The 23,610-nt window shown below is 65.3% G+C and carries 26 protein-coding genes; 8 read left to right on the forward strand and 18 right to left on the reverse strand.

Annotation, left to right across the window (positions count from 1 at the left end; genetic code table 11):
* Nucleotides 1-17 precede the first annotated feature (17 nt).
* The 3 genes from I6F28_RS04600 to hemH all read right to left on the reverse strand — a co-directional run bounded on the left by I6F28_RS04600 (nt 18) and on the right by hemH (nt 3,376).
* Entirely contained in the window at nt 18-1,007 is a 990-nt protein-coding gene (locus tag I6F28_RS04600) for an SPFH domain-containing protein (RefSeq protein ID WP_057028214.1), read from the reverse strand.
* Nucleotides 1,008-1,350: 343 nt separating this feature from the next.
* A complete protein-coding gene (locus I6F28_RS04605; protein ID WP_225139355.1) occupies nt 1,351-2,328 on the reverse strand; it encodes an ABC transporter substrate-binding protein in 978 nt (325 codons plus the stop codon).
* A gap of 10 nt (nt 2,329-2,338) precedes the next feature.
* Nucleotides 2,339-3,376: a ferrochelatase gene (gene hemH / locus I6F28_RS04610; RefSeq protein WP_225139356.1), complete on the reverse strand. Its 1,038-nt coding sequence runs from the start codon at nt 3,374-3,376 to the stop codon at nt 2,339-2,341.
* An 83-nt stretch (nt 3,377-3,459) separates the two neighbouring features.
* On the opposite strand from hemH, the gene I6F28_RS04615 reads away from it, so the two are divergent.
* The gene (locus I6F28_RS04615) at nt 3,460-3,858 is read left to right on the forward strand and encodes an MAPEG family protein (RefSeq protein ID WP_035997738.1); all 399 of its coding nucleotides are present in this window, start codon (nt 3,460-3,462) and stop codon (nt 3,856-3,858) included.
* Between the two features lie 6 nt (nt 3,859-3,864).
* Here the strand turns inward: I6F28_RS04615 and I6F28_RS04620 are convergent, their stop codons facing one another.
* From I6F28_RS04620 to I6F28_RS04635, 4 genes are read right to left on the reverse strand one after another with little or no spacing between them, the layout of a single operon-like run.
* Complete coding sequence (locus I6F28_RS04620) at nt 3,865-4,302, reverse strand: acyl-CoA thioesterase (protein WP_035997736.1); 438 nt, start codon at nt 4,300-4,302, stop codon at nt 3,865-3,867.
* An 8-nt stretch (nt 4,303-4,310) separates the two neighbouring features.
* Nucleotides 4,311-5,426 (reverse strand): nickel/cobalt transporter, encoded by a 1,116-nt coding sequence (locus I6F28_RS04625; RefSeq protein WP_225139357.1) that lies wholly within the window; start codon nt 5,424-5,426, stop codon nt 4,311-4,313.
* Entirely contained in the window at nt 5,423-6,061 is a 639-nt protein-coding gene (locus I6F28_RS04630) for a DUF1007 family protein (RefSeq protein ID WP_036036611.1), read from the reverse strand. Before I6F28_RS04630 ends, I6F28_RS04625 begins: the two co-directional genes overlap by 4 nt.
* Nucleotides 6,061-8,142: a M3 family metallopeptidase gene (locus I6F28_RS04635; protein ID WP_225139358.1), complete on the reverse strand. Its 2,082-nt coding sequence runs from the start codon at nt 8,140-8,142 to the stop codon at nt 6,061-6,063. The genes I6F28_RS04630 and I6F28_RS04635 overlap by 1 nt, the downstream gene beginning before the upstream one ends.
* Before the next feature lie 136 nt (nt 8,143-8,278).
* On the opposite strand from I6F28_RS04635, the gene I6F28_RS04640 reads away from it, so the two are divergent.
* From I6F28_RS04640 to I6F28_RS04660, 5 genes are all read left to right on the forward strand, one after another.
* Nucleotides 8,279-8,533: a hypothetical protein gene (locus I6F28_RS04640; RefSeq protein WP_035997726.1), complete on the forward strand. Its 255-nt coding sequence runs from the start codon at nt 8,279-8,281 to the stop codon at nt 8,531-8,533.
* Nucleotides 8,534-9,206: 673 nt separating this feature from the next.
* Entirely contained in the window at nt 9,207-10,349 is a 1,143-nt protein-coding gene (locus tag I6F28_RS04645; RefSeq protein ID WP_035997723.1) for a type III PLP-dependent enzyme, read from the forward strand.
* Nucleotides 10,350-10,483: 134 nt separating this feature from the next.
* Nucleotides 10,484-11,071 carry a GNAT family N-acetyltransferase gene (locus tag I6F28_RS04650; protein ID WP_035997718.1) on the forward strand — a complete coding sequence of 196 codons (588 nt, stop codon included), beginning with the start codon at nt 10,484-10,486 and terminating at the stop codon, nt 11,069-11,071.
* Nucleotides 11,072-11,218: 147 nt separating this feature from the next.
* Nucleotides 11,219-11,608: a RidA family protein gene (locus tag I6F28_RS04655; protein WP_035997765.1), complete on the forward strand. Its 390-nt coding sequence runs from the start codon at nt 11,219-11,221 to the stop codon at nt 11,606-11,608.
* A gap of 59 nt (nt 11,609-11,667) precedes the next feature.
* Nucleotides 11,668-13,110: a homospermidine synthase gene (locus I6F28_RS04660; protein WP_035997714.1), complete on the forward strand. Its 1,443-nt coding sequence runs from the start codon at nt 11,668-11,670 to the stop codon at nt 13,108-13,110.
* Between the two features lie 129 nt (nt 13,111-13,239).
* Here the strand turns inward: I6F28_RS04660 and I6F28_RS04665 are convergent, their stop codons facing one another.
* The 11 genes from I6F28_RS04665 to I6F28_RS04715 form a co-directional block, all read right to left on the reverse strand.
* On the reverse strand, nt 13,240-13,578 hold the full coding sequence (locus I6F28_RS04665) for a hypothetical protein (protein WP_225139359.1): 339 nt from the start codon (nt 13,576-13,578) through the stop codon (nt 13,240-13,242).
* A 101-nt stretch (nt 13,579-13,679) separates the two neighbouring features.
* Nucleotides 13,680-14,396, reverse strand: coding sequence for an MgtC/SapB family protein (locus I6F28_RS04670; protein WP_225139360.1), 717 nt, complete (start codon nt 14,394-14,396; stop codon nt 13,680-13,682).
* A 30-nt stretch (nt 14,397-14,426) separates the two neighbouring features.
* Nucleotides 14,427-15,446, reverse strand: coding sequence for a WD40 repeat domain-containing protein (locus I6F28_RS04675; RefSeq protein WP_036021360.1), 1,020 nt, complete (start codon nt 15,444-15,446; stop codon nt 14,427-14,429).
* Nucleotides 15,446-16,495 (reverse strand): CobW family GTP-binding protein, encoded by a 1,050-nt coding sequence (locus tag I6F28_RS04680; protein ID WP_036036600.1) that lies wholly within the window; start codon nt 16,493-16,495, stop codon nt 15,446-15,448. Before I6F28_RS04680 ends, I6F28_RS04675 begins: the two co-directional genes overlap by 1 nt.
* Nucleotides 16,496-16,551: 56 nt before the next feature.
* Nucleotides 16,552-17,415, reverse strand: coding sequence for a metal ABC transporter substrate-binding protein (locus I6F28_RS04685; RefSeq protein ID WP_225139461.1), 864 nt, complete (start codon nt 17,413-17,415; stop codon nt 16,552-16,554).
* Between the two features lie 2 nt (nt 17,416-17,417).
* Entirely contained in the window at nt 17,418-18,287 is an 870-nt protein-coding gene (locus tag I6F28_RS04690; protein ID WP_225126496.1) for a metal ABC transporter permease, read from the reverse strand.
* A gap of 6 nt (nt 18,288-18,293) precedes the next feature.
* Nucleotides 18,294-19,049 carry a metal ABC transporter ATP-binding protein gene (locus tag I6F28_RS04695; protein ID WP_225111624.1) on the reverse strand — a complete coding sequence of 252 codons (756 nt, stop codon included), beginning with the start codon at nt 19,047-19,049 and terminating at the stop codon, nt 18,294-18,296.
* A 2-nt stretch (nt 19,050-19,051) separates the two neighbouring features.
* Nucleotides 19,052-19,294, reverse strand: a complete 243-nt coding sequence (locus tag I6F28_RS04700; protein ID WP_035997699.1) for a hypothetical protein — start codon at nt 19,292-19,294, stop codon at nt 19,052-19,054.
* 56 nt (nt 19,295-19,350) lie between these two features.
* Complete coding sequence (locus I6F28_RS04705; RefSeq protein ID WP_036036588.1) at nt 19,351-19,851, reverse strand: hypothetical protein; 501 nt, start codon at nt 19,849-19,851, stop codon at nt 19,351-19,353.
* Complete coding sequence (locus I6F28_RS04710; RefSeq protein ID WP_225126497.1) at nt 19,848-20,459, reverse strand: permease; 612 nt, start codon at nt 20,457-20,459, stop codon at nt 19,848-19,850. The genes I6F28_RS04705 and I6F28_RS04710 overlap by 4 nt, the downstream gene beginning before the upstream one ends.
* 257 nt (nt 20,460-20,716) lie before the next feature.
* A complete protein-coding gene (locus I6F28_RS04715) occupies nt 20,717-21,313 on the reverse strand; it encodes a superoxide dismutase (RefSeq protein WP_027573470.1) in 597 nt (198 codons plus the stop codon).
* Nucleotides 21,314-21,558: 245 nt separating this feature from the next.
* Between I6F28_RS04715 and I6F28_RS04720 the strand changes: the two genes are divergently transcribed.
* Nucleotides 21,559-22,086 carry a GNAT family N-acetyltransferase gene (locus I6F28_RS04720; protein ID WP_225126500.1) on the forward strand — a complete coding sequence of 176 codons (528 nt, stop codon included), beginning with the start codon at nt 21,559-21,561 and terminating at the stop codon, nt 22,084-22,086.
* 82 nt (nt 22,087-22,168) lie between these two features.
* Complete coding sequence (locus I6F28_RS04725) at nt 22,169-23,554, forward strand: MATE family efflux transporter (protein ID WP_225139361.1); 1,386 nt, start codon at nt 22,169-22,171, stop codon at nt 23,552-23,554.
* Nucleotides 23,555-23,610: the final 56 nt, after the last annotated feature.

Raw genomic sequence — 23,610 nt, forward strand, 5'->3', positions numbered from 1 at the left:
CTCTGTGAATAGTCCCGTTACTGCTGCGGCACGAACGGCGGTGTCGGGCCCGACGACGGTACCGAGCCGCCGCGGCGGGCCGCGGCCACCGCGCTCTCCCCGAACGTGGCCTTCGCAATTTCGCCGATGCCGGCGAGCGAGCCCAGCATGCTCATCGCTTCGACCGGAAGCATGATGACCTTCTGGTTCGGCGAGTCGGCCAGTTGCCCGAATGCCTTGATATACTTGTCGGCGATAAAATAGTTTAGCGCAGCGACATCGCCCTTGGCGATGGCCTCGCTGACCATTTGCGTGGCCTTGGCCTCGGCTTCCGCCGACCGCTCGCGCGCCTCGGCATCGCGGAAGGCGGCCTCGCGGCGGCCTTCCGCCTGGAGGATCTGGCCCTGCTTGGCGCCCTCGGCGCGCAGGATCTCGGACTGGCGTTGGCCTTCGGCCGCGAGAATGTCGGCGCGCTTGACCCGCTCGGCCTTCATCTGCCGCCCCATGGCTTCGACCAGGTCGGCGGGCGGCACGATGTCCTTGATCTCGATGCGGTTGACCTTGACGCCCCAGGGCGAGACCGCGGCATCGACCACGCGGAGCAGGCGCTCGTTGATTTCGTCGCGGTGCGACAGCACCTGGTCGAGGTCCATCGAGCCCATCACCGAGCGGATGTTGGTCATGGTGAGCACCGTAATCCCCTGGTTCAGGTTGGCGACCTCGTAGCTCGCCTTGGCGGCATCGAACACCTGATAGAAGGCGACGCCGTCCACCGTCACGGTGGCGTTGTCCTTGGTGATCACCTCCTGCTCGGGAATGTCGATCACCTGCTCCATCATGTTGATCTTGCGCCCGACGCGATCGAAATAGGGCACGATCAAATTGAGCCCGGGGCTCAGCGTCTGGGTGTATTTGCCGAACCGCTCGATGGTCCAGTCATAGCCCTGCGGCACCGTCTTCACGCCGGCGACCAGCGTGACGATGACGAGCAAAACCAGAACAATCGCGAAAATGTCGAAGCCGCTCATATCTCCTCCAAGCCGGGACAAGACGTCAGGAAAAAGCCCTTTCCGGCGCTGTCATTGGTCGGGATCACGATCCTACCGGTTCAGCGGTCGCAATTCACGTCGGTATCGGAGCAATTCCACACAAGACGCACAGCAAGAGAACGGTCGCGATATGTATTTGCGACAGGCTCTTGAAAGCGCGCGGGCGCAGGCCTGAACCGCGATGCGATCAGGATGAATCGTCATCGCGCTTTAGGTTATTGTTTGAGCATGATCTTTTCGGAAAACCGCTTCACGCTTTTCCGGATCATGCTCTAGCGGCGGAAATTAACGAATTCGGGCGAGGCGTCCGTCACGGACGGGTTCATTCGATCACGTCATTCGCAATTGCAAGCAGGCCCGGGGAAAGCGTGACGCCGAGCGCTCTCGCCGCCTTCAGGTTGATCACCAGCTCGAACTTGGTGGGATTCTGCACCGGCAGGTCGGCCGGCCGTGCGCCCTTCAGGATCCGATCGATATAGTCCGCGGCGCGGCGAAGCTGCTCGACGCTGTCGGTGCTGTAGGACATCAGCCCACCCTCATCGACGAACGTCCGGCTCCAGAATACCGCGGGTACACGCGCCTGTGCGATCGCCGAGAGCAGTTGCGCGCGGTTGGCCATGGTGAAGAAGTCCGGCAGGACCAGGATGGCGCCGTCTTGCCTGGAAGCCAGCGCCCCGATCGAGACGGCGTCATGGACGGGCGCGGGCTCGACCGTCAGGCGCAGCGTCCGTGCGGCGTCCTCGATGGCGCGCAACATCAGTGGCGCGAACGGCGCGGTGGCGGGATTGAAGACGACCGCAACGCGGGACACCTTCGGCGTGACCTGCGTCAGCATCTCCAGCCATTTGCCGGCGAGCGGACCGTCGTAATCGGTAAAGCCGGTGAGGTTGCCGCCGGGATGCGCGAGGTTTTCGACAAAGCCCTGGCCGACGGGATCGGTGACGACGGCGAACACGATCGGGATCGTCGTGGTGCGCCGGCGCAGCTCTTCGACCGAGGGTGTGCCGACCGCAAGCAGGATGTCGGGCTTGAGCGCGATCAGCTCGTCGGCGAGCTGCGCGATGCGGGCGCGCTCGCCGCCGCCGTTGCGCCAATCGATCTTGAGATTGTCGCGCTCCTTCCAGCCTTGGCCGGCGAGCGCTTCGACCAGGGCCATGCTGCGCGTCTGGCCGATCGCATCATCAGCAGCCGTGACCGAGAGCACGCCGAGCCGCCGTGTCGCGTTCGGCTGCTGCGCCAGGGCCGGGGCCGGCAGCGCCGCGAGCATCCCCAGAAGCGCCAGGCACCGGCGGCGGTTCATGGGACGCCCATCAGATCCAGCCCTGGAGCTCGCGCAGCACCAGGGTGCGGATCACGTCCATGCCCGGTCCGCTGTCGTTGAGGCAGGGGATCGCGGAAAACTGCTCGCCGCCATTGTGCTTGAAGATCTCCGCGTTCTCCTGCGCGATCTCCTCCAGCGTCTCCAGGCAGTCGGCGGAAAAGCCCGGCGTCACCACCGCGATGCGGCGCACGCCCTCTTTGGCAAGCCGCTCCATGGTCTTGTCGGTATAGGGCTGCAGCCACTCGTCGTTGCCGAAGCGCGACTGGAAGGTCAGCAGCAGCTTGGTCTCGTCCATGCCGAGCCGGCGGCGCAGCGCCTCGGTCGTCGCGATGCAGTGCTGCTGATAGGGATCGCCCTTGTCGACATAGGCTTTCGGCATGCCGTGGAAGGATGCCACGATCAGCTCCGGCTTGAAGGACAGCGTCGCCAGATGGCCCTCGATCGAGGCGGCGAGCGCCTCGATATAGGCTTTGTCGTCATAGTAGGGCGGCGTCACCCGCAGAGTCGGCTGGTTCCGCAGCTGCGCGAGCACGCGGAAGACTTCGTCGCAGACGGTCGCCGAGGTCGAGGCCGAATATTGCGGATAGAGCGGCACGGCCAGGATACGCTCGCAGCCCTTCGCGATCAGCGCGTCGATGCCCGACTTGATCGACGGATTGCCGTAGCGCATCGCCCAATCCACGACGACGTTGTCGCGGTCCGACAATGCGGCCGCGAGCTTGTCGCTTTGCGAGCGCGTGATGGTTTTCAGCGGCGACTCGTTCCGCTCATTGTTCCAGATCTTCTGGTAGTCGAGCGCCTTGGTGCGCGGACGGCTGCGCAGAATGATCCCGTTCAGCACCAGTTTCCAGATCAGGCCCTGGTCCTCGATGACGCGGGCGTCGCTGAGGAACTCCTTGAGGTAGACCCGCACGCCCGGAGCATCGGCCGTATCGGGCGTTCCGAGATTGATCAGGAGCACGCCGACGCCCGGTAGGGCGGATCGGGTGGCCGGTTTCGCGGTCTCGAGGGGGAGGACGCTGTTCATGACTGGTTGGGTCGCGCGTTGGTCCGAACTTGTCAAGATGAGCCGGGGTTCGCTAGGGTCGCACCCAAGCGGGGGGAGGCAGGATGACACTCGCGGAATGGTGCGTCTTCGGGGCGCTGCTGCTCTATCTGTCGACGATCGTCACGGTCAAATGGATCAGGTTTCGCCGCTTCGACAATTCCCGGCCGCGCGACCCCGCCTTCTATGAGGACGCCCTGTCGCAACGCGCGCTCGGCGCGCACCAGAACGGCATCGAGACGTTTCCGTTCTTTGCGTTCGCGGTGCTGCTCGCCGAATACAGGGAAGCGCCGCAGCGGCTGATCGACGAGCTCGCGGCGCTGTTCCTGATCGTGCGGATTGCCTATGTGCTGACGTATCTCGGCAACCGCCCGACGCTGCGCTCGATCCTCTGGAGCATCGGCTTTGCGATCAATCTCGGCATCTTCTTCATGCCGGCATTGAAGCGGTTTCTGCCGGTGTGAGCGGCTTCACGCCGAAAGATGGCGTTCTCGCGTCGCGATCAGTGCCCGCATTGATGCCGGGATCGTGACCGGACGATGGGTGTTCTGGTCCGTATAGACCCAGACGATCTCGCCGGTTACCAGAGCCTCAGTGCCGCCCTTCCGGAAGATGGCGAGCTCGAACAGGAGGCTCGAATTGCCGATCCGCGCCACGCGCGCGCCGACGTCGAGCTCCCAGTCGAACCTAACAGGCGCCTTGTACTCGATCAGCGATTTGACGACGTGGAAATCGATGCCGCTCGCCTTTGCATCCGCATATTGGTCGAAGCCGAGCGCGCGGAAATATTCGGTGATGGTGGTGTCGAAATAGGTCAAATAATGCGCGTTGAAGACGACGCCCTGGCCGTCGATCTCGGAATAGCGCACCCGGAACGGATGGAAGAACCAGAAGTGTTCGCGCGACATCTATCGCCTCAAAAACACGTGGTCCGTTCGGCGGCGATGTAGCCGAACAGGAGGCCGACGCCGAACAGCAGGACCAGACTCGCGGCGCCGAACTCGATGCCGCGCATCAACAGCGCGCCACCGCCGTCGCGTCCGGCGCTGAGGCGGGCGGCAATGTCCTTGGCGGAGACGGCGACGACAGCAATGGCCGCCACCGTGATCGCGGTGCCCAACCCCATCAGGAATGTCGCGGCGATCCCTGCCCAGAACAGGCCCTGCGCCAGCGCGAACACCAGGACCAGGATTGCGCCCGAGCAGGGGCGGATGCCGACGGTCAGGATCGCAGCGAAGCCGCGCCGCCAGCCGCCGGGGCCGGCGAGTTCGCTTGGCGTGGGTCCGTGGGAATGGCCGCAATGCTCGTCGTGGACGTGGTCGTGCCCGTGGTGATGGTGAGCGTGGCCGTGATGATCATGGCCGTGATCGTGGTGATGATGATCGTGCCTATCACGATGATGGTGATGATCGTGATCATGGTCGTGCGGCACGCCTGCGATCGCCGGCACCGGCTGGGTGGCCTGAAGTGCGCCGATGAAGGTGCGGCCCTTGACCCAGACCAGGCGCAGGCCGAACAGCGCGATCAGGGCGTAGCTCGCTATCTCGATCACGCCTTCCGCCTTGCACATCGTCTTGGCCGTCGCATTCAGCACCCAGGCCGAGATGCCGACGATGAGGATCGCGACCACCGACTGCATCAGGGCCGAGGCAAAGGACAGCGCGATGCCGCGCCGCGCAGTCTCGCGGTTGGCGACCACATAGGAGGCGATCACCGCCTTGCCGTGGCCGGGACCGGCGGCGTGGAAGATGCCATAGGCGAACGAGATGAACAGCAGCGTCCACACCGCCGAGCCATCGGACTTCGCGGCGCGGATGGTTGCCGACATCTGGCGATAGAATTCCGACTGCTTGGCCAGGAGCCAGCCGATGAGGCCGCTTGCTTCAGGCTCGGCCGCCTGCGCCGGCCGCGGCGCGCCGAACGGGTTTTGCGCGAGCAGATCATGAAGCGCGGCATCAGTCACAGCCACGACCAGCAGCACAGCGGCAGAGGCGAGCAGCCCACGTGCGAGCGGAGAGAGTTGCGGCTTCAAGGGCAATCCACCGTGATCTTGTTGGCGAACATCATGCCGAAATTCGAGTTCTCACCGTTCAGGAAGGTCTGCTCGTTCAGCTTCTGCGCGCTCGCGGTGCCGTCGTTCGGCCGCTCCAGCTTCATCTGGCACCCCGCGGGCGCACCGACCAGCTTGACCGGACTGTCCTTGGCCATCTGGAAGTCGATGAAGAAGGAACGGTCGAACACTTCGAGCACCAGCTGCCTGGGCTTGACCGGATTCTTCAGCGGCAAGGTGAAGTGCAGGGTCAGCACCGTGTCCTTGTAGTCGAGGAAATAGTCGACCGGCTCCTGGAACCGCTCCTTCTTCCCGTCGGCCTTGGCGAAGGTGAAGTAGGCGTATTCCTTCAAGGACTCGACGTTGGTCTGCGCCAGGGGCTTCAGCTCCTCGCTTGTGTATGCGCCCTTGGTCTTGCTCTCGAGCCCCTGCACCGCATAGGCCGAGAACATGTCGTCGAAGGTCCAGGCGTGGCGCACGCCGGTGACGCTGCCGTCGGCAGCATAGAGCAATTCGCTGGTCGCGGTGATCCAGACATGGGGATGCGCGCTCGCCGCACCTGATACGAGCGACATCGCGGCGGCGAGCAGGCATCCGAACAGGGCGCGCATGTTCATCAGGCCGCCTTGGCGTCTTCGAGCACGCCGCGGCGGCGGAGCAGCGCGTCCGGCTCCGGCGGACGGCCGCGGAAGGCCTCGTAGGCGGCTTCCGGATCGACCGACCCGCCCGACGAATAGATGACGTCGTGCAGGCGCTTCGCCACGGCGGGATCGAAGATGTCGCCGGCCTCCTCGAACGCGCCGAAGGCGTCGGCGTCCATCACCTCCGACCACATGTAGCTGTAGTAGCCGGCGGCGTAATGGTCGCCGGTGAAGATGTGGCCGAACTGCGTGGGACGATGACGCAGCGCGATCTCCTCGGGCATGCCGATCTTCTCCAGCTCGCGCCTTTCGAAGGCGCGGACATCCTGCGCGGCGGCTGCCGGCTGGGTGTGGAATTCCAGGTCGACCAGCGCCGAGGAGACGAACTCGACCGTGGCAAAGCCCTGGTTGAATTTTCGCGCCGCGAGGAAGCGTTGCAGGAGGTCGTCCGGCAGCGGCTCGCCGGTCTGGTAGTGGCGGGCGAACTTCTGCAGCACCTCCGGCCGCTCCTGCCAGTGCTCGTAGAGCTGCGACGGCAGCTCGACGAAGTCGGTGAACACCGAGGTGCCCGACAGCGAGGGATAGGTCACGTTGGAGAGCATGCCGTGCAGGCCGTGGCCGAATTCGTGGAACAGGGTGCGGGCATCGTCGGGCGACAGCAGCGACGGCTCGCCGCCGGCGCCCTTGGCGAAATTGCAGATGTTGAGAACCAGCGGCGCGACGTCGCCGTCGAGCTTCTGCTGGTCGCGCAGCGAGGTCATCCAGGCGCCGGAGCGCTTGGACGGCCGGGCGAAGTAGTCGCCATAGAACAGCGCCTTGTGCTTGCCGCCCCTGTCCTTCATCTCCCAGACCCGGACGTCCGGGTGCCAGACCGGAACGTCCTTGCGCTCCTCGAAGGTGACGCCGAACAGGCGCGTGGCGCAGTCGAAGGCGGCGGCGATCATGTTGTCGAGACCGAGATACGGCTTGATCGCGGAATCGTCGAAATTGGCACGCTGCAGACGCAGCTTCTCGGCGTAGAAGCGCCAGTCCCAGGGGGCGAGCTTGAAATTGCCGCCCTCCTCCGCGATCAGCGCCTGCATCTCGTCGCGGTCGGCAAGCGCGCGGGCGCGGGCCGGCTTCCAGACCCGCTCCAACAGGCCGCGCACCGCGTCCGGCGTCTTGGCCATGGAGTCCTCGAGCCGGTAGGCGGCGTAGGTCGGATAGCCCAGGAGCCCGGCGCTCTCCTCGCGCAGCTTCAGGATCTCGACAATGGTCGCATTGTTGTCATTGGCGTTGCCGTTGTCGCCGCGCGCGATGAAGGCCTTGTAGACCTTCTCGCGGAGGTCACGCCGGGCGGAGCTCTTCAGAAACGTTTCGACCGAGGAGCGCGACAGCGTGACGATGGCCTTGCCTGCCATGCCGCGCTCTTCCGCCGCAGCCTTGGCGCTGGCGACGAAGCTCTCGGGCAGGCCCTGGCGGTCGGACTCCCCGAGCTCCAGGAACCAGTCCTGCTCGTCGCCGAGCAGATGGTGGCTGAAGCTGGTGCCGAGCTGGGCCAGCCGCTCGTTGATCTCGGCCATCCGCGTCTTGGCCTCCTCGGAGAGGCCGGCGCCGGAGCGGTGGAAGCGGGTGTAGGTGCGCTCCAGCAGACGGAGCTGCTCGGGCGTGAGACCGAGACCCGCGCGGTTCTCGTGCAGATGGGCGATGCGGCCGAACAGCACGGCGTTCATCATGATCGGATTCCAGTGCCGCGCCATCCGCAAGGAGACCTCCTTGTCGATCTCCAGGATGGCCGGGTTGGAATGCGCCGAGACGAGGTCGTAGAAGACCGCCGCGACCTTGCTCAGGAGCTTGCCCGAGCGCTCCAGCGCCGTGATGGTGTTGGCGAAGTCGGGCGCCGCGGGATCGTTGGTGATCGCCGCGATTTCGGCGGCGTGGTCGGCGAAGGCCTGCTCGAAGGCCGGCAGGAAATGCTCCGGCTTGATCTCGTCGAAGGGCGGGGTCGCGAACGGCGTCACCCAGGCCTTCAGCAGCGGATTGGTCTCGGCGTCCGTAGTTTGGCGGGTTTCTGACATCGCAAGTCCCGGATTTCGTGGCTCGATTGTTGCGGCCAGCTATAGCACGCGTGGGGCTTTTTTGGGCCGTTTGCCCTTGCCCCCGGCCGCCTTTTCGGGGAGATTGCGGCCCTCGAAGCCAGGATCCCCTGAAGCCATGAACGCGCCTTCCTCATCGTCCCGCCAGATCGTCTGGTCCAGCGTCATCACCGTCATCAGCGCCGCCATCCTGATCGGCGCGGAGGTGTTCGGCGCGGCGTTTGCCGGCGGCTGGGCGCTCGCGATCCTGTTCGGGCTCGGCGACCAAGGCGCCCATATCCTGCAGGCCGTGCTGTTCGCACTCGGCGTGCTCGTGATGACCGCCTTCATCCGCGGCGCTCAGCGCATCGAGCCCTTCACCAAGCGCGGCTGACGCGTCTCGCGCGTGGGCAGCACGCGCTGCGCGGCGAAAACTTAACGCGCGTTCATCTTCCGCGTCGCTCGCGCAACAGTGCGCAAGCAGATGTTAGGCAATCCTGTCCGCAGCCTAAAAAAATTCTTGCGAACCAGAGTCAAAACGCTTATGTGCGGACTTGCCCAATTTCGCACGTGCCTGTGGTCGTGTGTCAGTCGGTAGGTATCCGGACAAGAGGCCGGACAGCCGCCAAGGGGTGAAGAAGCCGAGGGGCTCTTCGGAAGTGCGGAAGTCGAGACTGAAACGTCGAGCGACCGAAGCAAACCCGGAGCGCCCAGCATCTCTCTCAAAGAGATGCCATGTCGAAGGTGACTTCGCTCTTTGCAACCGTGACTGGCAGCCGGAGGCGAACCGGCGCACCCCGCTCTCAACGGGGGACGCGACTTAAAGCAACGACGGATCGGGCTTTTTTGGTCTCTACCGGCAGTCCAACGCCGGCGCGGGCTACTGAAAAGGCTTGTCCTTCATTGCCAGGTGAGCGGGCGGGAAACTCTCCCAACCAATCCACGGCAGCACAGTCTGGTTTGAGTTTTTTGGCCCCAGCGCGCCTCCATCGCGCGATGCGGCCGAAGCACTCTCATCAGACGTCACGTTGATACGGCTCCCGTCGCTGGGACCGTTGGAGAGTGCCATGACCGAACGTATCCAGGAATTCCTGCGCAACCGCCGCAACGAAGGCCTCGACACCGAGCCGTGCCTCGTCGTCGACCTCGAGGTCGTGCGCGACAATTACCAGAGCTTCGCCAAGGCGCTGCCCGACAGCCGCGTGTTCTATGCCGTCAAGGCGAACCCGGCGCCGGAAGTGCTGGCCTTGCTGGCGTCCATGGGCTCCTGCTTCGACACCGCCACTGTCGCCGAGATCGAGATGGCGCTGGCTGCGGGTGCGACGCCCGACCGCATCTCCTTCGGCAACACGATCAAGAAGGAGCGCGACATCGCGCGCGCCTTCGCGCTCGGCATTCGCCTGTTCGCGGTCGATTGCGCCGCCGAGGTCGAGAAGATCGCCCGCGCCGCTCCCGGTGCGAAGGTGTTCTGCCGCATCCTCTATGACTGCGCCGGCGCCGAGTGGCCGCTGTCGCGCAAGTTCGGCTGCGACCCGGAGATGGCGGTCGAGGTGCTCGACCTCGCCAAGCGCCTGGGCCTGGAGCCGTGCGGCATCTCCTTCCATGTCGGCTCGCAACAGCGCAAGGTGAAGGCGTGGGACCGTGCACTGGCGATGGCCTCGCAGGTGTTCCGCGACTGCGCCGAACGCGGCATCAACCTGTCCATGGTCAACATGGGCGGCGGCTTCCCGACCAAGTACCTGAAGGACGTGCCGCCGGTCGTCACCTACGGCCGCTCGATCTTCCGCGCGCTGCGCAAGCACTTCGGCAACCAGATCCCGGAGACCATCATCGAGCCGGGCCGCGGCATGGTGGGCAACGCCGGCATCATCGAATCCGAGGTCGTGCTCATCTCGAAGAAGAGCGATGAGGACGAGGTGCGCTGGGTGTACCTGGACATCGGCAAGTTCGGCGGTCTCGCCGAGACCATGGACGAGTCGATCCGCTACGCCATCCGCACCCGTCACGACGGCGCGGACATGACCCCGTGCGTGCTCGCAGGTCCGACCTGCGACAGCGCCGATGTGCTGTACGAGAAGACCCCGTATCCGCTTCCGGTGACGCTCGAGATCGGCGACAAGGTGCTGATCGAAGGCACCGGGGCTTATACGTCGACCTACTCGTCGGTGGCGTTCAACGGCATTCCGCCGCTGCGGACGTACCACATCTGATCCGCCTCTCTTTTCCAGAGGCCTGACGAACCCGGGAGCCGGTCCGCCGGCTCCTCATCCAACATCTCGATTTCTGACGACGTCTTGGACAGGCGTGCTGTGCGCACGCCGGTTCAAGCGGGGACTGACGTGCCATGACTGCTCCTCGGAAGCCGCAAGTTGCCCTCACCTCGAAAGCCGCTCCGTTCGTGATCCGTGCGGAACGTGCTGGAGACGTCGCGACGCGTGAAGCGCTGCTCGATGCCTGCTTTGGCGAGAACCGCCATGGCCGCACCTGCCAGCGCCTGCGCGACGGACGCGCGCCAGCCGCAGGCCTTGCCCTGTCGGCGATGCGCGAGGGCAAGCTCGTGGGAACCGTGCGGCTGTGGCATGTCAGCGCCGGAGGCAGGCCCGCTCTGGTCCTCGGACCGCTGGCGGTCGACCCTGCCTGCCGCGAGCTCGGGATCGGCGCCGCGCTGATGCAACAAGCGCTGGCTGCCGCCCGGGCGCGCGGGCATGGCGCCGTGATCCTGCTCGGCGATGCCCCCTATTACGCCCGCTTCGGCTTCACAGCCGAGAAGACCGCCGAGCTGTCGCTGCCCGGCCCGTTCGAGCGCAACCGCCTGCTGGCGATCGAGTTCACTGATGGCGCGCTTGATGGCGCCGCCGGGATGATCGTCCCGACCGGCGCGGCCCTGCCCAAACGGAGGTCGGTTCGCGCGCCTGAGGCGCACGCGGCCTGAGGGATCGCTCGTGTAGCGACGACCGCAGCCGCATTGAGCGGCAACGCCCTGCCGCGCCTGCGCGAGGCCCGTTCCTTTGGGGTTGCGCAGGCGCCGGAAACGCCCTTTAACCCCGCGAAACACCCCCTTCAGTCGAGGCCCATGACCATGTCCCGTCGCCTGATCTCCACCGGCTCCCCGCTCGAGAAGTCCGTCGGCTACAGCCGTGCCGTGATCGACGGCGAGTTCGCCTTCGTCGCGGGAACGACCGGCTATGACTACACCACGATGACGATGCCATCAGATGTCACGAGCCAGTCACGCAACTGCTTCAAGACCATCGCCGCCGCCCTGCAGGAGGGCGGATTCGAGATGGCCGATATCGTCCGTGCGACCTATTACGTGACCGACGCCAGCTATATCGATGCCCACTTCGCCGTCTGCGGCGAGGTCCTCGGCGACATCAGGCCGGCGGCGACCTTGCTGGTCGTCTCTGGTCTGGCGAGGCCCGAGATGAAGGTCGAGATCGAAGTCACCGCCAAGCGCCGCAGCATCTGACAAGCGCCGCAGCGCCTGATCCATCCCTCACTGCCAGCACGTTCCGGAGAACCCATCCCATGAGCCCTCCCTCGCAGATCTACGCGAAGATCACCGGCCCCATCGTCATGGTCGGCTTCGGCTCCATCGGCAAAGGCACGCTGCCCCTGATCGAGCGGCATCTCGACTACGACAAGTCGCGCATCACCGTGCTCGATCCCAAGGACGAGGGCCGCAAGGCGCTTTGCGAGAAGCACAATGTCCGCTTCATCCAGAAAGGGCTGACCAAGGACAATTACCGCGAGGTGCTGACCCCGCTGCTCACCGAGGGCGGCGGCCAGGGGTTCTGCGTCAATCTGTCGGTCGATACCGGCTCGACCGACATCATGGAGCTCTGCAACGAGCTCGGCGCGCTCTACATCGACACCGTCAACGAGCCCTGGCTTGGCTTCTATTTCGATTCCTCGAAGGGTCCGGAAGCGCGCTCCAATTACGCGCTGCGCGAAACGACGCTGGCCGCCAAGAAGGCGCGCCCCGCCGGCTCGACCACAGCCATCTCCTGCTGCGGCGCCAATCCCGGCATGGTCTCCTTCTTCGTCAAGCAGGCGCTGCTCAATGTCGCGGCCGATCTGAAGCTCAATGCGCCCAGGCCGAAGACCAAGGGCGAATGGGCGGATTTGATGCGGCAGGCCGGCATCAAGGGCATCCACATCGCCGAGCGCGACACCCAGCGTTCGAAGAAGCCGAAGGAGCCGGACGTCTTCGTCAACACCTGGTCGGTGGAAGGCTTCCTGTCGGAAGGCATGCAGCCATCCGAGCTCGGCTGGGGCACCCACGAGAAATGGATGCCCGAGAATGCGCACACCCATGAAGCCGGCTGCGGCGCTGCCATCTATCTGATGCAGCCCGGCGCCAACACGCGCGTGCGCACCTGGTGCCCGACCCGCGGCGCCCAGTATGGCTTCCTCGTCACCCACAACGAGTCGATCTCGATCGCCGATTACTTCACCGTGCGCGATGCGTCGGGCAAGGCGATTTACCGGCCGACCTGCCACTATGCCTACCATCCGGCCGACGATGCCGTGCTGTCGCTGCATGAAATGTTCGGCCGCGCCGGGAAGATGCAGGAGAAGCACCACATCCTCGACGAGAACGAGATCGTCGACGGCATCGACGAGCTCGGCGTGCTGCTGTTCGGCCATGACAAGAACGCCTATTGGTTCGGCTCGCAGCTCTCCATCGAAGAGACCCGCGAGCTCGCACCCTACCAGAACGCCACCGGCCTGCAGGTGACCTCCGCCGTGCTCGGCGGCATGGTCTGGGCGCTGGAGAACCCGAACGAAGGCATCGTCGAGGCCGACGAGATGGATTTCGAGCGCCTGCTCGAAATTCAGCTGCCCTATCTCGGCCCGGTGAAGGGTTTTTATACCGACTGGACGCCGCTGACGGATCGTCCGGGACTGTTCCCGGAGGACATCGACACCAGCGATCCCTGGCAGTTCCGGAATATTCTGGTGCGGTGAGGCGGGCTCTCTCCGCCCGTATTCCGGGGCGCGCCACTTGGCGCGAGCCCGGAATCCATCGGGCGGCAGACTCTGGCGCAATTGCGCACTGTAGTTCGCGCTTCGCGCGCCCCGGAATGACCGGAAAAACTACTTCTTCTCCATCGGCGGCGCGATCTTCTCGGCCGGGGCCGGCGGCAGCGCCGGTTTGGCCGCACCAGCCGCGCCCTGAGTCTGCGGCTCCGGCCGTGCGGGCTCGGGGGCCGGCGTCGTCGGCCGATCGCCGCCGGGCTTCGCCTCCGCGGGCACCTTGCTCTGTTCGTCGGACGGGGTGCCCTGGAGCGGGGGCGTCGCCTGCGCCAGCTGCATGCGGCTTTCGGCGCGGATTTGCGCCAGGGACATCACCGACACCGCAACGCCTGCTGCGAACAGCGCACCGGCGATTGTCAGGTTGAGCTTCAGTGTACGTTTGTCATCTCGGCCGGGCATGTCGATCACCGCCTTTGTTCGCGGAATCAACGAAACTGGGGCGCGCCGGTTCCGGAACCTGAAAACGCGCGGAACCCACCCGCACGCGCCAAAACGCCGCGCTACTCCGTCGTGCTGACTTCCCAGGTTGCATGCCGCACGCCCGGCAGATGCTGCAGATCGGTCGCGACCGCGTTCAGATCGTTCGGGTCGACCGCAGTCGCAACCAGCTTGGCGGCGATCTCCAGAATGCCCTCGCTGATCTCGGCGACTTCGATATCGGCCACGGCATATTTCGCCGCTTCGAGCTTGTCGACGAGGCGGTCGCGCATGTCGGGCAAGGCGTCGGCCGCAACCGCGAGCTTGAAATAGTAGGTCGCCTCCAGCGCCTTCTCGTTCAGCGGGATGCGGTTGATGGCGTTGACCAGCGGGCGCAGCATGGTGTTGCCGGCGATGACGAACACGGTCAGCGCGGCCGCCTGTGCGATCATGTCGGCGCCGGCACAGGAGCCGACCGCGGCCGAGGCCCACAGGGTCGCCGCGGTGTTGAGCCCGCGCACGTCCATGCCCTGCTTCATGATGACGCCGGCCCCCAGGAAACCGATGCCGGAGACGACATAGGCGATCACCCGGACCGCGCCGTCGGCGCCGTCCAGCTGCATGGCGAGATCGACGAAGGCGGCAGCGCCCACCGCGACCAGCACGTTGGTGCGCAGCCCCGCGGTGCGCTGACGGTATTGCCGTTCGGCGCCGATCAAGGTGCCCAGCACGAAAGCCGTGATCAGACTGACCAGGGTGTCGCCAAAGTCGGCAAGCTGGAAGGTCGTCAGAAATCGCATGGTTCCCTATACGGCGGGAACCATGACAGATTAAAGCTCGAGCAGACCGCCGTCCCCATTTTCGTCGGCAAAGGCCAGCAGCGTGCCTTTGGCGTTCCAGGCGATCGCGGCCACCGGCGGCGTGCCATTGCGGCGGACCAGGATCTCCGCGCCATCCTCCAGACGGACCATCAGCACGGTGCCATCGCTGTAACCGGCGGCGAGGATGTCGTTCTTGGGATGACAGGCGACCGCGGAGACGCGCGCCTGCAGCGGCGCGAGCATCGCGGGCTCCTTGCCCATCGGACCGTCCTTGCTGCCGAACGGCCAGATGATCACCGTGTCGGCGCCCGACGTCGCCAGCCCCTTGCCGCCGGCGCTCCACGACATCGAGCGGACGCGGCCGGGATAGCCGGTCATGCGCATGTGCCTGTTGTCGGCGAGCCGCCAGCCGTGCAGCGCCGGCTCGTGCATGGCGGTGACCAGGAATTTGTTGTCGGGGCTGAAGGTGACCGCGTGATGCGAGCCGGCCCAGGGCAGGAATTCGGCCGATCCCGCCATGTTCGGAAACCACAGCGTCACGCCGTTGTAATGCGCGATTGCGAGCCGCAGGCCCTTCGGCGCGAAGGCAAGGCCGCCGACGGTCGAGGGCACGTCGATCGACTTCTCCTCGGCCTTGCCGCTCTTGACGGTCGCGGTCTTGCCGGCCGACCAGGCGAACGCGCCGTCGGCGTGCAGCGCCACCGCGTCGATCCAGCGCCGCTTGGGATCGGTGGCGAGCAGCGTCACCTCGCCCTTGGCATCGATCGAGACGACCTTGCCGTCGTCGCCGCCCATGACGAGGCGCTTGCCGTCGGAGGCGGTCGAGAGAATGCCGCCGCTATGCACGGCAACCGTGGTGATCTCGCAATTGGCATCGACGAATGCGACGTTCTCCTCGCCGCCGACGAAGGCGGCGCGATCCTTCAGGAAATGCACCGAGGTCACGGCCATGCCGAGCGCAATCGGCTGGACGCGGTCGGTGACGGAAACGATCGAAGCGGACTCGGGCGCTGGCGTAAACTCTTTCATCACGAGACGATGCAGCTCTCGAAACCCTTGCGGATCGCCTCTTCGGGCAATTCGCGGCCGATGAAGACGAGGCGGCTCTCGCGCGGCTCGCCCTCCTTCCACTTCCGCTGGTGGTTGCCCTCCAGCATCATGTGGACGCCCTGGAAGACGTAGCGATCGTCGTCGTCGTGGAAGGCGAGGATGCCCTTGGAGCGCAGGATCTTGCCGCCCTCGACCTGCACCAGGTTCTGCAGCCAGGGCATGAACACGTTGGGATCTAGCGGCTTGTCGGTCTTGAGCGAGAGCGATTGCATCTCCTCGTCGTGATAGTGCTTCAGGCCGTGGCCGTGATCATGGTGATGGTGATCGTGGCCGTGATGGTGGTGATGATCATGATCGTGGTCATGATCGTCGGCCTCCAGGAAGTCAGGCTCGATGTCGAGGATGCGGTCGAGGTCGAATGCGCCGCGGTCGAGCACGTCGGCCAGCGCCACCGCGCAGCGCTCGGTGCGATGCAGCTTCGCATAGGGATTGATGCCGCGAATGCGGGCCTCGACCTCGGCGAGCTCGCCCTTGTTGACGAGGTCGGTCTTGTTCAGAACGATGACGTCGGCAAAGGCGATCTGGTTCTTGGCCTCGGGTGCGTCCTTGAGCCGGTCGGACAGCCATTTGGCGTCGGCGACCGTCACGACCGCATCGAGCCGGGCGTTCTTCTGCACGTCCTCATCGACGAAGAAAGTCTGCGCGACGGGGGCGGGATCGGCAAGACCGGTGGTCTCGACGATGATGGCGTCGAACTTGCCCTTGCGCTTCATCAGGCCGTCCATGATGCGGACGAGGTCGCCTCGTACGGTGCAGCAGATGCAGCCGTTGTTCATCTCGAACACTTCCTCATCGGCGCCGATGATGAGGTCGTTGTCGATGCCGATCTCGCCGAATTCGTTGACGATGACGGCGTATTTCTTGCCGTGGTTCTCCGACAGGATGCGGTTGAGCAGCGTGGTCTTGCCGGCGCCGAGATAGCCGGTCAGCACGGTCACGGGAATCTTCTGGGAGGTCGCGTCAGACATAACAACTCCGGACTTCAAGGCTTTTTCGCGCGACGCGAGGCGGGGTGGCCCCTGCCCTAATGGTCAAGCGCGCTGGTCAGGGCCTTTATATTGTGCCTGACCATGTCAATGTAAGTGGGTGCAGGGCCCTTTTCGCCGGTCAAACCGTCCGAAACCAGGATGCCACCGACCTTGGCGCCGGTCTCGGCGGCGATCCGCCGGATCAGGCGATCGTCGCTGATATTTTCAAGGAACACGGCCGGGATCCTCGCGGCCTTGATCTGGCCGATGATGGCGGCGATATCTCGCGCGCTCGGCTCGGTCTCCGTGGAGACGCCCCGGGGGGCGATGAACCGGATACCGTATTCGCTGGAGAAATAGCCGAAGGCGTCATGGGTGGAGATCACCTTGCGCCGCTCCGGTGGGATTTTTGCGACAGCGTCGCGGACCTCGCGGTCCAGTGTTTCGAGCTTTTCCAGATAGGCCTTGGCCTGGGCGCGGAAGAACTCTGCATCGTCAGGAGCGGCCGTGGCGAGCGCGCTCGCAATGTCGGTGACGTAGATCTTGGCGTTCGGGATGGATTGCCAAGCGTGGGGATCAGCGGCCGAACCCAATTTCAACGGCGCGATGCCGGCGCTTGCGGTGATCACCTTGGCCTTGCTGCCCGCGGATTGCACGAGGCGCGGCAGCCAGCCCTCCAGCCCGAGCCCGTTGACGATGACGAGCTTCGCCGCCGCGACCCGCTTGGCATCGGCAGGGGCCGGCGTATAGACGTGGACGTCGCTGTCGGGCCCGACCAGCGTCGTCAGGTTGACGCGGTCACCACCGACATTGCGGACGAAATCGCCGAGGATCGAGAAGCTCGCGACGACGTTGAGCCGCTCCGCGGCCCGCAGCGGCGAGGCGATCAGCAACAGTGCAAAGACCAGGATGAGCCGCATCGTCATGCTTCCAGATGCCGGCCGGGAAACAGCTGCCGGACGATGCCGCCGACGCGGCCGAACAGGATGGAGACGATGTAGAGCACCGTCGCCACCAGGATGATCGCCGGGCCCGAAGGCACGCGGGTCTGAAATGAGAGCACGAGGCCGGCATAGCCGGACACCGCAGCAGCAATGACGGCGATGCAGATCATCGCGGTGAGATCGCGCGACCAGAACCTTGCGATGCCCGCAGGCAGGATCATCAGCCCCACCGCCAGTAGCGTGCCCAGCGCCTGAAAGCCGTTGACGAGGTTGATGACGACCAGCGCGAGGAAGGCGAGATGGGCGGGGCCGCCGGCGCGGCTCACGGTGCGCAGGAACAGGGGATCGACGCTCTCGATCACCAGCGGGCGGTAGATCACCGCGAGCACCAGCAGCGTCACCGTGGCGTTGAAGGCGACCACCAGCAGGGTCTGATCGTCCATTGCGAGGATGTTGCCGAACAGCACGTGCAGGAGATCGATGTTGGTGCCCTTGATCGAGACGATGGTGACGCCGAGCGCAAGCGAAGCGAGATAGAAGGTGGCGAGCGAGGCATCTTCCTTCAGCCCGGTCGAGCGTGCGACCACGCCAGCGAGGATCGCGACGGCAAAGCCGGCGACCAGGCCGCCGGCCGTCATCGCGAACAGATTGAGGCCGGAGAGCAGGAAACCAACCGCCGCGCCAGGCAGGATCGCGTGCGCCATGGCGTCGCCGACGAGGCTCATCCGCCGCAGCATCAGGAACACGCCGATCGGCGCCCCCGCCAGCGCCAACGCGATCACCGCGGCGAGCGCGCGCCGCATGAACTCGAATTCGGTGAACGGACCGATCAGCGCGTCATAGAGCATCGGATATCAGGCCGCCCGCGAGCTGATATCATCGGCCGCGCAGGCCGCGGCGCTGTCGTCGAAGGCCTCGCACATTCGCATCGCGACCAGCAGATTTTCCGGCGTCAGCACCTCCGCCGTCGGGCCCCACGCGACCGGGCCGCGCGCCAGCACCAGCGTTTCGGCGAAGTGGTTGCGCACCATCTCCATGTCGTGCAGCGCGGCGAGCACGGTACGGCCCTCGCCGTGCCAGCGCTTCACCAGCGCGAGCAGATCGGCGGTGGTCTTGCTGTCGATGGCGTTGAAGGGCTCGTCGAGCACGATCAGGCTGGCATCCTGGAGCAGCACACGGGCGAACAGCACGCGCTGCATCTGACCGCCGGAGAGCGTGCCGATCGGGCGGTTCTCAAAACCGCTGAGGCCAACTGCTCCGATTGCCCGGAGAATCTTGTCGCGCGCGGCCTTGCCGATGCCGCCGAACAGGCCTGTGCCACGCCACAGCCCGGTGCCGATGAAATCGAACACCGAGATCGGGAAGCTGCGGTCGATCTCCGCGCTCTGCGGCAGATAGGCGATGTCGCGGGCGTCGAGCCCGCCGAGATGGATCGTCCCGTCGAGCGGCTTGAGGATGCCGACGATGCCGCGCAACAGCGTCGATTTACCGGCGCCATTCGGGCCGATCACGGCGACCAGCGCGCCCGGCGCGACCTCGCCGCTGAGATGATGCACGGCGGGGTGCCGATCATAGCCGAGCGTGACGTTGTGAAAGTGCAACGCTGCCATCGTCACCTCATCGCCAGCAAGACGATGCCCCACAGCACGGCACAGACCGCGAGCGCGGCCGCGAGACGGCCCGCCATGGTCATGCGCAGGATCGACCAAGGCGCGGTCTGGGCCGGATGCGGCGAGGTCGCATCGTGGACATGGGCGTGGGCGTGATCGTGCCCGTGCGAATGTCCATGGCCGTGACCATGGGAATGGCCATGAGCATGGTCGTGCTGGTGGGCGTGGGACGCGGCGGGAGCCATTTGCGGACGTTATATTATAACATTACGCCTGTCCACGGCGGGACTGACATCGCGGCTCAGGGTTTGCCGATCACCATGGCGATGGCGGCTGCCACGAATGGGAACGGCACCGAGACGGCGCAGCGGAACCAGACGAAACGGGCGGGCATGAACGGGATCTCCCACAAGATCACCCGCTGGAAGGCGAACAGCGCCCAGGCGACGACATAGGCAACCACCTGCGGCACCCCGCCCCCCGACTTCAACGCCACGGTGCCGATGGAGAAGCCGACCACGGGACCGCCGGGCGTGGCGGCGCCGGCGACCACGGCGGTGGCAACCCCGAGCCAGCCGCTATCAGGGCCGAGCCAGCCGGTGATCACCTCTTGCGGGATGATGGCGGCGATGTAGCCGGAGCCGATCACGCCAAGCGCAATCCGCGGCACGATGTTGACGAAATCCATCGTGCCTTCGCGCAGCGAGGCCACGAACACCGGGCGCCCACGACGAAAGGCGATCAGCCCGACGCCGAGCACCGAGCCCCACAGCAGGATGTCGATCAGAAGCGCTGCGCTCAACTCTCGTCGTCCTTCGCGAGCGGCTTCGGATAGAGCCTGACATAGACGAAGCGGCCGAGGGCGCCGGCGAGCACCGGCAGCGGCAGCGAGATCACGATCCGCCACAGCGTGAAATCGGTGCCCATGATCGGGATTTCCCAGGCGACCGCCCGGCCATAACCGATCAGCGTCCAGCTCACGACCATGGCGATGGTGGCGCCGAAATCGGCGCCGACCGCGAGCAGTGCGCTCGCGACCGGATAGGCGGTGAAGGGACCGCCGGGCAGAATCGCGCCGAAGGCGGTGCCGATCAGCAGGCCCATCAGGCCGGATTTCGGCCCGAGCGAGCGCGAGACCTTCTCGTGCGGCAAGATCTCCGAGATGAAGGCCCCGAGCAGGCAGCCGGCGAGCACGCGCGGCAGGATGCCCGAGAACAGCGAGAGATCGTGGGTGAGGATGTCCAGAACGCCGTCAGTGCCGTCCCGCCGCCAGACCAGTGCAGCACTCACCGCCACCAGAGCTGCGATGATGACGGTCGACCAGCCGATCGGCTTGCGGACCCGGCCCGGCCGCGGCTCGGATTCCGCGTCGCCGGAAGGCGCTGGATGGTTCGGGGAAGGTCCTGACAACGGGCTGGGTCGCTCGAGGGTGATGCCCGTCCTGATTAAGGGCGGTGTTCCCCCGATGCAAACGGTGTGACGACAGACCCATGCGCGCGCCACGCAGGGCAATTCCGCACAGCAAAAAGGCGGTCGCGCCTGCGACCGCCTTTGTTTCTGTCATTCCGGGGCGGCGCGTCAGCGCCGAACCCGGAATCCATCGGGCGCCACCCGAGCAGACAAATGGATTCCGGGCTTGCGCTTCGCGCGCCCCGGAATGACACCTGTCACGCCTTCTCGAACAGGGACTCCACGTATTCCCAGTTCACGAGGTTCTCGACGAACGCCTTGAGATAGTCGGGACGGCGATTGCGATAGTCGATGTAGTAAGAGTGCTCCCAGACGTCGCAGCCGAGGATCGGTGTGGCGCCGTGCACCAGCGGATTCTCGCCGTTCGGGGTCTTGGAGATCTCGAGCTTGCCGTTCTTGACCTGGAGCCAGCACCAGCCGGAGCCGAACTGGCCGACGCCGGCCGCCTGGAAGTCGGTCTTGAACTTCTCGAAGCCGCCGAGGTCCTCGTTGATCTTCTTCTCGAGCTTGCCCGGCAGCTTGGTGCCGCCGCCATTGGGCTTCATCCAGCTCCAGAAGTGGATGTGGTTGTAGTGCTGGCCGGCGTTGTTGAACACCGCGGGGTTCTTGCCGAACGAGCCCTTGACGATCTCTTCAAGGGACTTGCCTTCCCATTCGGTCCCCTTGAGCGCGTTGTTGCCGTTGGTGACGTAGGCCTGATGATGCTTGTCGTGGTGATATTCCAGCGTCTCCTTCGACATGTACTGGCCGAGGGCGTCATAGGCGTAAGGAAGTGGGGGCAGCGTAAAGGTCATGGCTTCTTGTCCGCAACTGGTGGGGAACGAGTTCTAACGGTCACCCCTTATAGAAGGTTCCGCGGCCATTAAATACCTCAGAATTTGCGAAAAGGCGTGACTTGGCGCGTCCTGCTTGAATGCACAAGTTCGCCGCAATCCGGCCGCCGTGATCAGACCTGCGGTTCGCTGTAAAATATCATTGCCTTTGAGGCGCTTAAGACAGAACAAACGCGCGAAGAAGCGGAGCTGTGGAGGACGAGGCCATGAGCATCGAGATCGACATATTGAACGGCGACGCCTCGTGGCCGAGGGCCGAGCCGCTATTTCAGGCGGTCTGGGCACCGCAGTTGGTCGCAGGCAAGCCCTGGGCTCATGTCAAATGGGCCAATGCCGATCTCCGCGTGCTGGTCGAGACGCCCGAGGATGGTCTCGTGTGCCATGTCGGCATCTACTTCCGCACCATCACCTGGAATGGACAGAAGGTTCATATCGGCGGCATCGGCGGCGTCTCGACGCGCGAGGACCAGCGCGGCCGTGGCTATGCGACCGTGGCGATCGACGCGGCGGTGCATACCATGCGCGCCAACGAGGCGGTTCGGTTCGCCCTACTGGTCTGCGAGCCGCACAATTTCGCGTTCTACGAGGCCCGGAGCTGGCTGCCGTTCAAAGGCGAGGTCTATTGCGAACAGCCGGAAGGGCGGATTCGGTTCACCTACATGGCGCCCTATGTCTTCCACATCGTGCGTGCGCCGACGCTGGGCACCATCGACCTATGCGGCCTGCCGTGGTGAGCCCTGCGTGAGCCAGGGCTGCGCCGGCCGGCTCATTCTCTTATAATATGTCGGTCATCATTTAATTTTCCGCCCGGTGAACATGACGATCGACGCCCCCGCAGATGCCATCCCGCCGGTTGCGCCGGTCGCCTCCCCCATCGCGAGCCTCCTGACCGCGCCGATCCTGCCGACGCTGCTGCGGCTCGCGATCCCCAACATGATCGCGATGGTCGGCAGCACGCTCGTCGCAGTGGCTGAGACCTCCTATATCGGCCGGCTCGGCACCATCCCGCTCGCCGCGATCGCGCTGGTGTTTCCGTTCGCGATGCTGACGCAGATGATGAGCGCGGGCGCGATGGGCGGCGGCGTCTCGTCCGCAATCAGCCGCGCTCTCGGCGCAGGGGATCGCGACCGCGCCGCGACGCTGGCGCTGCATGCCGCCATCATCGGCCTTTGCGGCGGGCTGTTCTTCACGGTGATGATGCTCGCCTTCGGCCGCTCCTTCTTCGCGCTGCTCGGCGGACGCGAGCGCGTGCTCGAGGAGGCCAGCGGCTATTCGCAGGTGCTGTTCTCCGGCGCGGTCGCGATCTGGCTCGTCAACACGCTGGCCTCGGTGATCCGCGGTACCGGCGACATGCGCCTGCCTTCGATGATTCTGATCGGCGCGAGCGCGCTGCAGATCGTGCTCGGCGGCACGCTGGGGCTCGGCCTGTTCGGAGTGCCGCAATTCGGCATGCCGGGCGTGGCGAGCGGGCAGCTGATCGCGTTCAGCTGCGCGGCGATCTTCTTCATCTGGTATCTGTTGTCGGGGCGCAGCCGGCTGCCGCTGGATGTCCGCGCCTTTCATTTCGAGCGCGCGATGTTCCTGGACATTCTCAAAGTTGGCGCGGTGGCCTGCCTGTCGCCGCTGCAGACCGTGCTCACCATTCTGATCTTCACGAAGATCCTCGCGACCTTCGGCACCGAGATGCTGGCGGGCTACGGTATCGGCTCGCGGCTGGAATTTCTGCTGATCCCGATCACCTTCGCCTTCGGCATCGCCTCGGTGCCGATGGTCGGCATGGCGATCGGCGCCGGGCATGTGAAGCGCGCGCGGCGTGTCGCCTGGACCGCGGCTGCCGCCTCGGGACTCACGGTGGGGCTGATCGGTCTCGTCGTTGCGCTCGCGCCGTCACTGTGGGTCGGGCTCTTCACCCGCGATCCCGGCGTCACCGCCGCAGCGCACAGCTATTTCCACTGGGCCGGTCCGGCCTTCGTGTTCTTCGGCATGGGCGTGTCGCTTTACTTCTCCTCGCAAGGCGCCGCACGCGTCGGCGGGCCCGTGCTCGCCTCGACGGCACGGCTTCTGATCGTCGCGATCGGCGGCATCGGACTGATGACCGCGCAGGCTCCGGCCTGGACCCTGTTCGCGCTGGTCGGGGGCGCCATGGTCGTGTTCGGGCTTTCGACCGCCGCCTCGGTCGCATTCGCGCGCTGGGGCAAATGATCGCAGGCAAATAAGCGCCGGCAGATAAGCTCAGAGATGTGATTCCCTCGGGCGTT

Origin of the sequence: Bradyrhizobium sp. NBAIM14, from assembly GCF_020193895.1 — a bacterium.
Taxonomy (GTDB): Bacteria; Pseudomonadota; Alphaproteobacteria; order Rhizobiales; family Xanthobacteraceae; genus Bradyrhizobium; species Bradyrhizobium yuanmingense.

Excerpts from the sequence above, each read along its gene's own strand:
- I6F28_RS04685 (WP_225139461.1), bottom strand. The coding sequence starts at position 17,415 with ATGCGGCTCATCCTGGTCTTTGCACTGTTGCTGATCGCCTCGCCGCTG.
- I6F28_RS04645 (WP_035997723.1), top strand. The coding sequence starts at position 9,207 with ATGACCGAACGTATCCAGGAATTCCTGCGCAACCGCCGCAACGAAGGC.
- I6F28_RS04600 (WP_057028214.1), bottom strand. The coding sequence starts at position 1,007 with ATGAGCGGCTTCGACATTTTCGCGATTGTTCTGGTTTTGCTCGTCATC.
- I6F28_RS04720 (WP_225126500.1), top strand. The coding sequence starts at position 21,559 with ATGAGCATCGAGATCGACATATTGAACGGCGACGCCTCGTGGCCGAGG.
- I6F28_RS04605 (WP_225139355.1), bottom strand. The coding sequence starts at position 2,328 with ATGAACCGCCGCCGGTGCCTGGCGCTTCTGGGGATGCTCGCGGCGCTG.
- I6F28_RS04640 (WP_035997726.1), top strand. The coding sequence starts at position 8,279 with ATGAACGCGCCTTCCTCATCGTCCCGCCAGATCGTCTGGTCCAGCGTC.
- I6F28_RS04670 (WP_225139360.1), bottom strand. The coding sequence starts at position 14,396 with ATGCGATTTCTGACGACCTTCCAGCTTGCCGACTTTGGCGACACCCTG.
- I6F28_RS04675 (WP_036021360.1), bottom strand. The coding sequence starts at position 15,446 with ATGAAAGAGTTTACGCCAGCGCCCGAGTCCGCTTCGATCGTTTCCGTC.
- I6F28_RS04680 (WP_036036600.1), bottom strand. The coding sequence starts at position 16,495 with ATGTCTGACGCGACCTCCCAGAAGATTCCCGTGACCGTGCTGACCGGC.
- I6F28_RS04650 (WP_035997718.1), top strand. The coding sequence starts at position 10,484 with ATGACTGCTCCTCGGAAGCCGCAAGTTGCCCTCACCTCGAAAGCCGCT.
- I6F28_RS04700 (WP_035997699.1), bottom strand. The coding sequence starts at position 19,294 with ATGGCTCCCGCCGCGTCCCACGCCCACCAGCACGACCATGCTCATGGC.
- I6F28_RS04620 (WP_035997736.1), bottom strand. The coding sequence starts at position 4,302 with ATGTCGCGCGAACACTTCTGGTTCTTCCATCCGTTCCGGGTGCGCTAT.
- I6F28_RS04615 (WP_035997738.1), top strand. The coding sequence starts at position 3,460 with ATGACACTCGCGGAATGGTGCGTCTTCGGGGCGCTGCTGCTCTATCTG.
- I6F28_RS04715 (WP_027573470.1), bottom strand. The coding sequence starts at position 21,313 with ATGACCTTTACGCTGCCCCCACTTCCTTACGCCTATGACGCCCTCGGC.
- I6F28_RS04660 (WP_035997714.1), top strand. The coding sequence starts at position 11,668 with ATGAGCCCTCCCTCGCAGATCTACGCGAAGATCACCGGCCCCATCGTC.
- I6F28_RS04655 (WP_035997765.1), top strand. The coding sequence starts at position 11,219 with ATGTCCCGTCGCCTGATCTCCACCGGCTCCCCGCTCGAGAAGTCCGTC.
- I6F28_RS04665 (WP_225139359.1), bottom strand. The coding sequence starts at position 13,578 with ATGCCCGGCCGAGATGACAAACGTACACTGAAGCTCAACCTGACAATC.
- hemH (WP_225139356.1), bottom strand. The coding sequence starts at position 3,376 with ATGAACAGCGTCCTCCCCCTCGAGACCGCGAAACCGGCCACCCGATCC.
- I6F28_RS04690 (WP_225126496.1), bottom strand. The coding sequence starts at position 18,287 with ATGCTCTATGACGCGCTGATCGGTCCGTTCACCGAATTCGAGTTCATG.
- I6F28_RS04695 (WP_225111624.1), bottom strand. The coding sequence starts at position 19,049 with ATGGCAGCGTTGCACTTTCACAACGTCACGCTCGGCTATGATCGGCAC.
- I6F28_RS04630 (WP_036036611.1), bottom strand. The coding sequence starts at position 6,061 with ATGAACATGCGCGCCCTGTTCGGATGCCTGCTCGCCGCCGCGATGTCG.
- I6F28_RS04635 (WP_225139358.1), bottom strand. The coding sequence starts at position 8,142 with ATGTCAGAAACCCGCCAAACTACGGACGCCGAGACCAATCCGCTGCTG.
- I6F28_RS04725 (WP_225139361.1), top strand. The coding sequence starts at position 22,169 with ATGACGATCGACGCCCCCGCAGATGCCATCCCGCCGGTTGCGCCGGTC.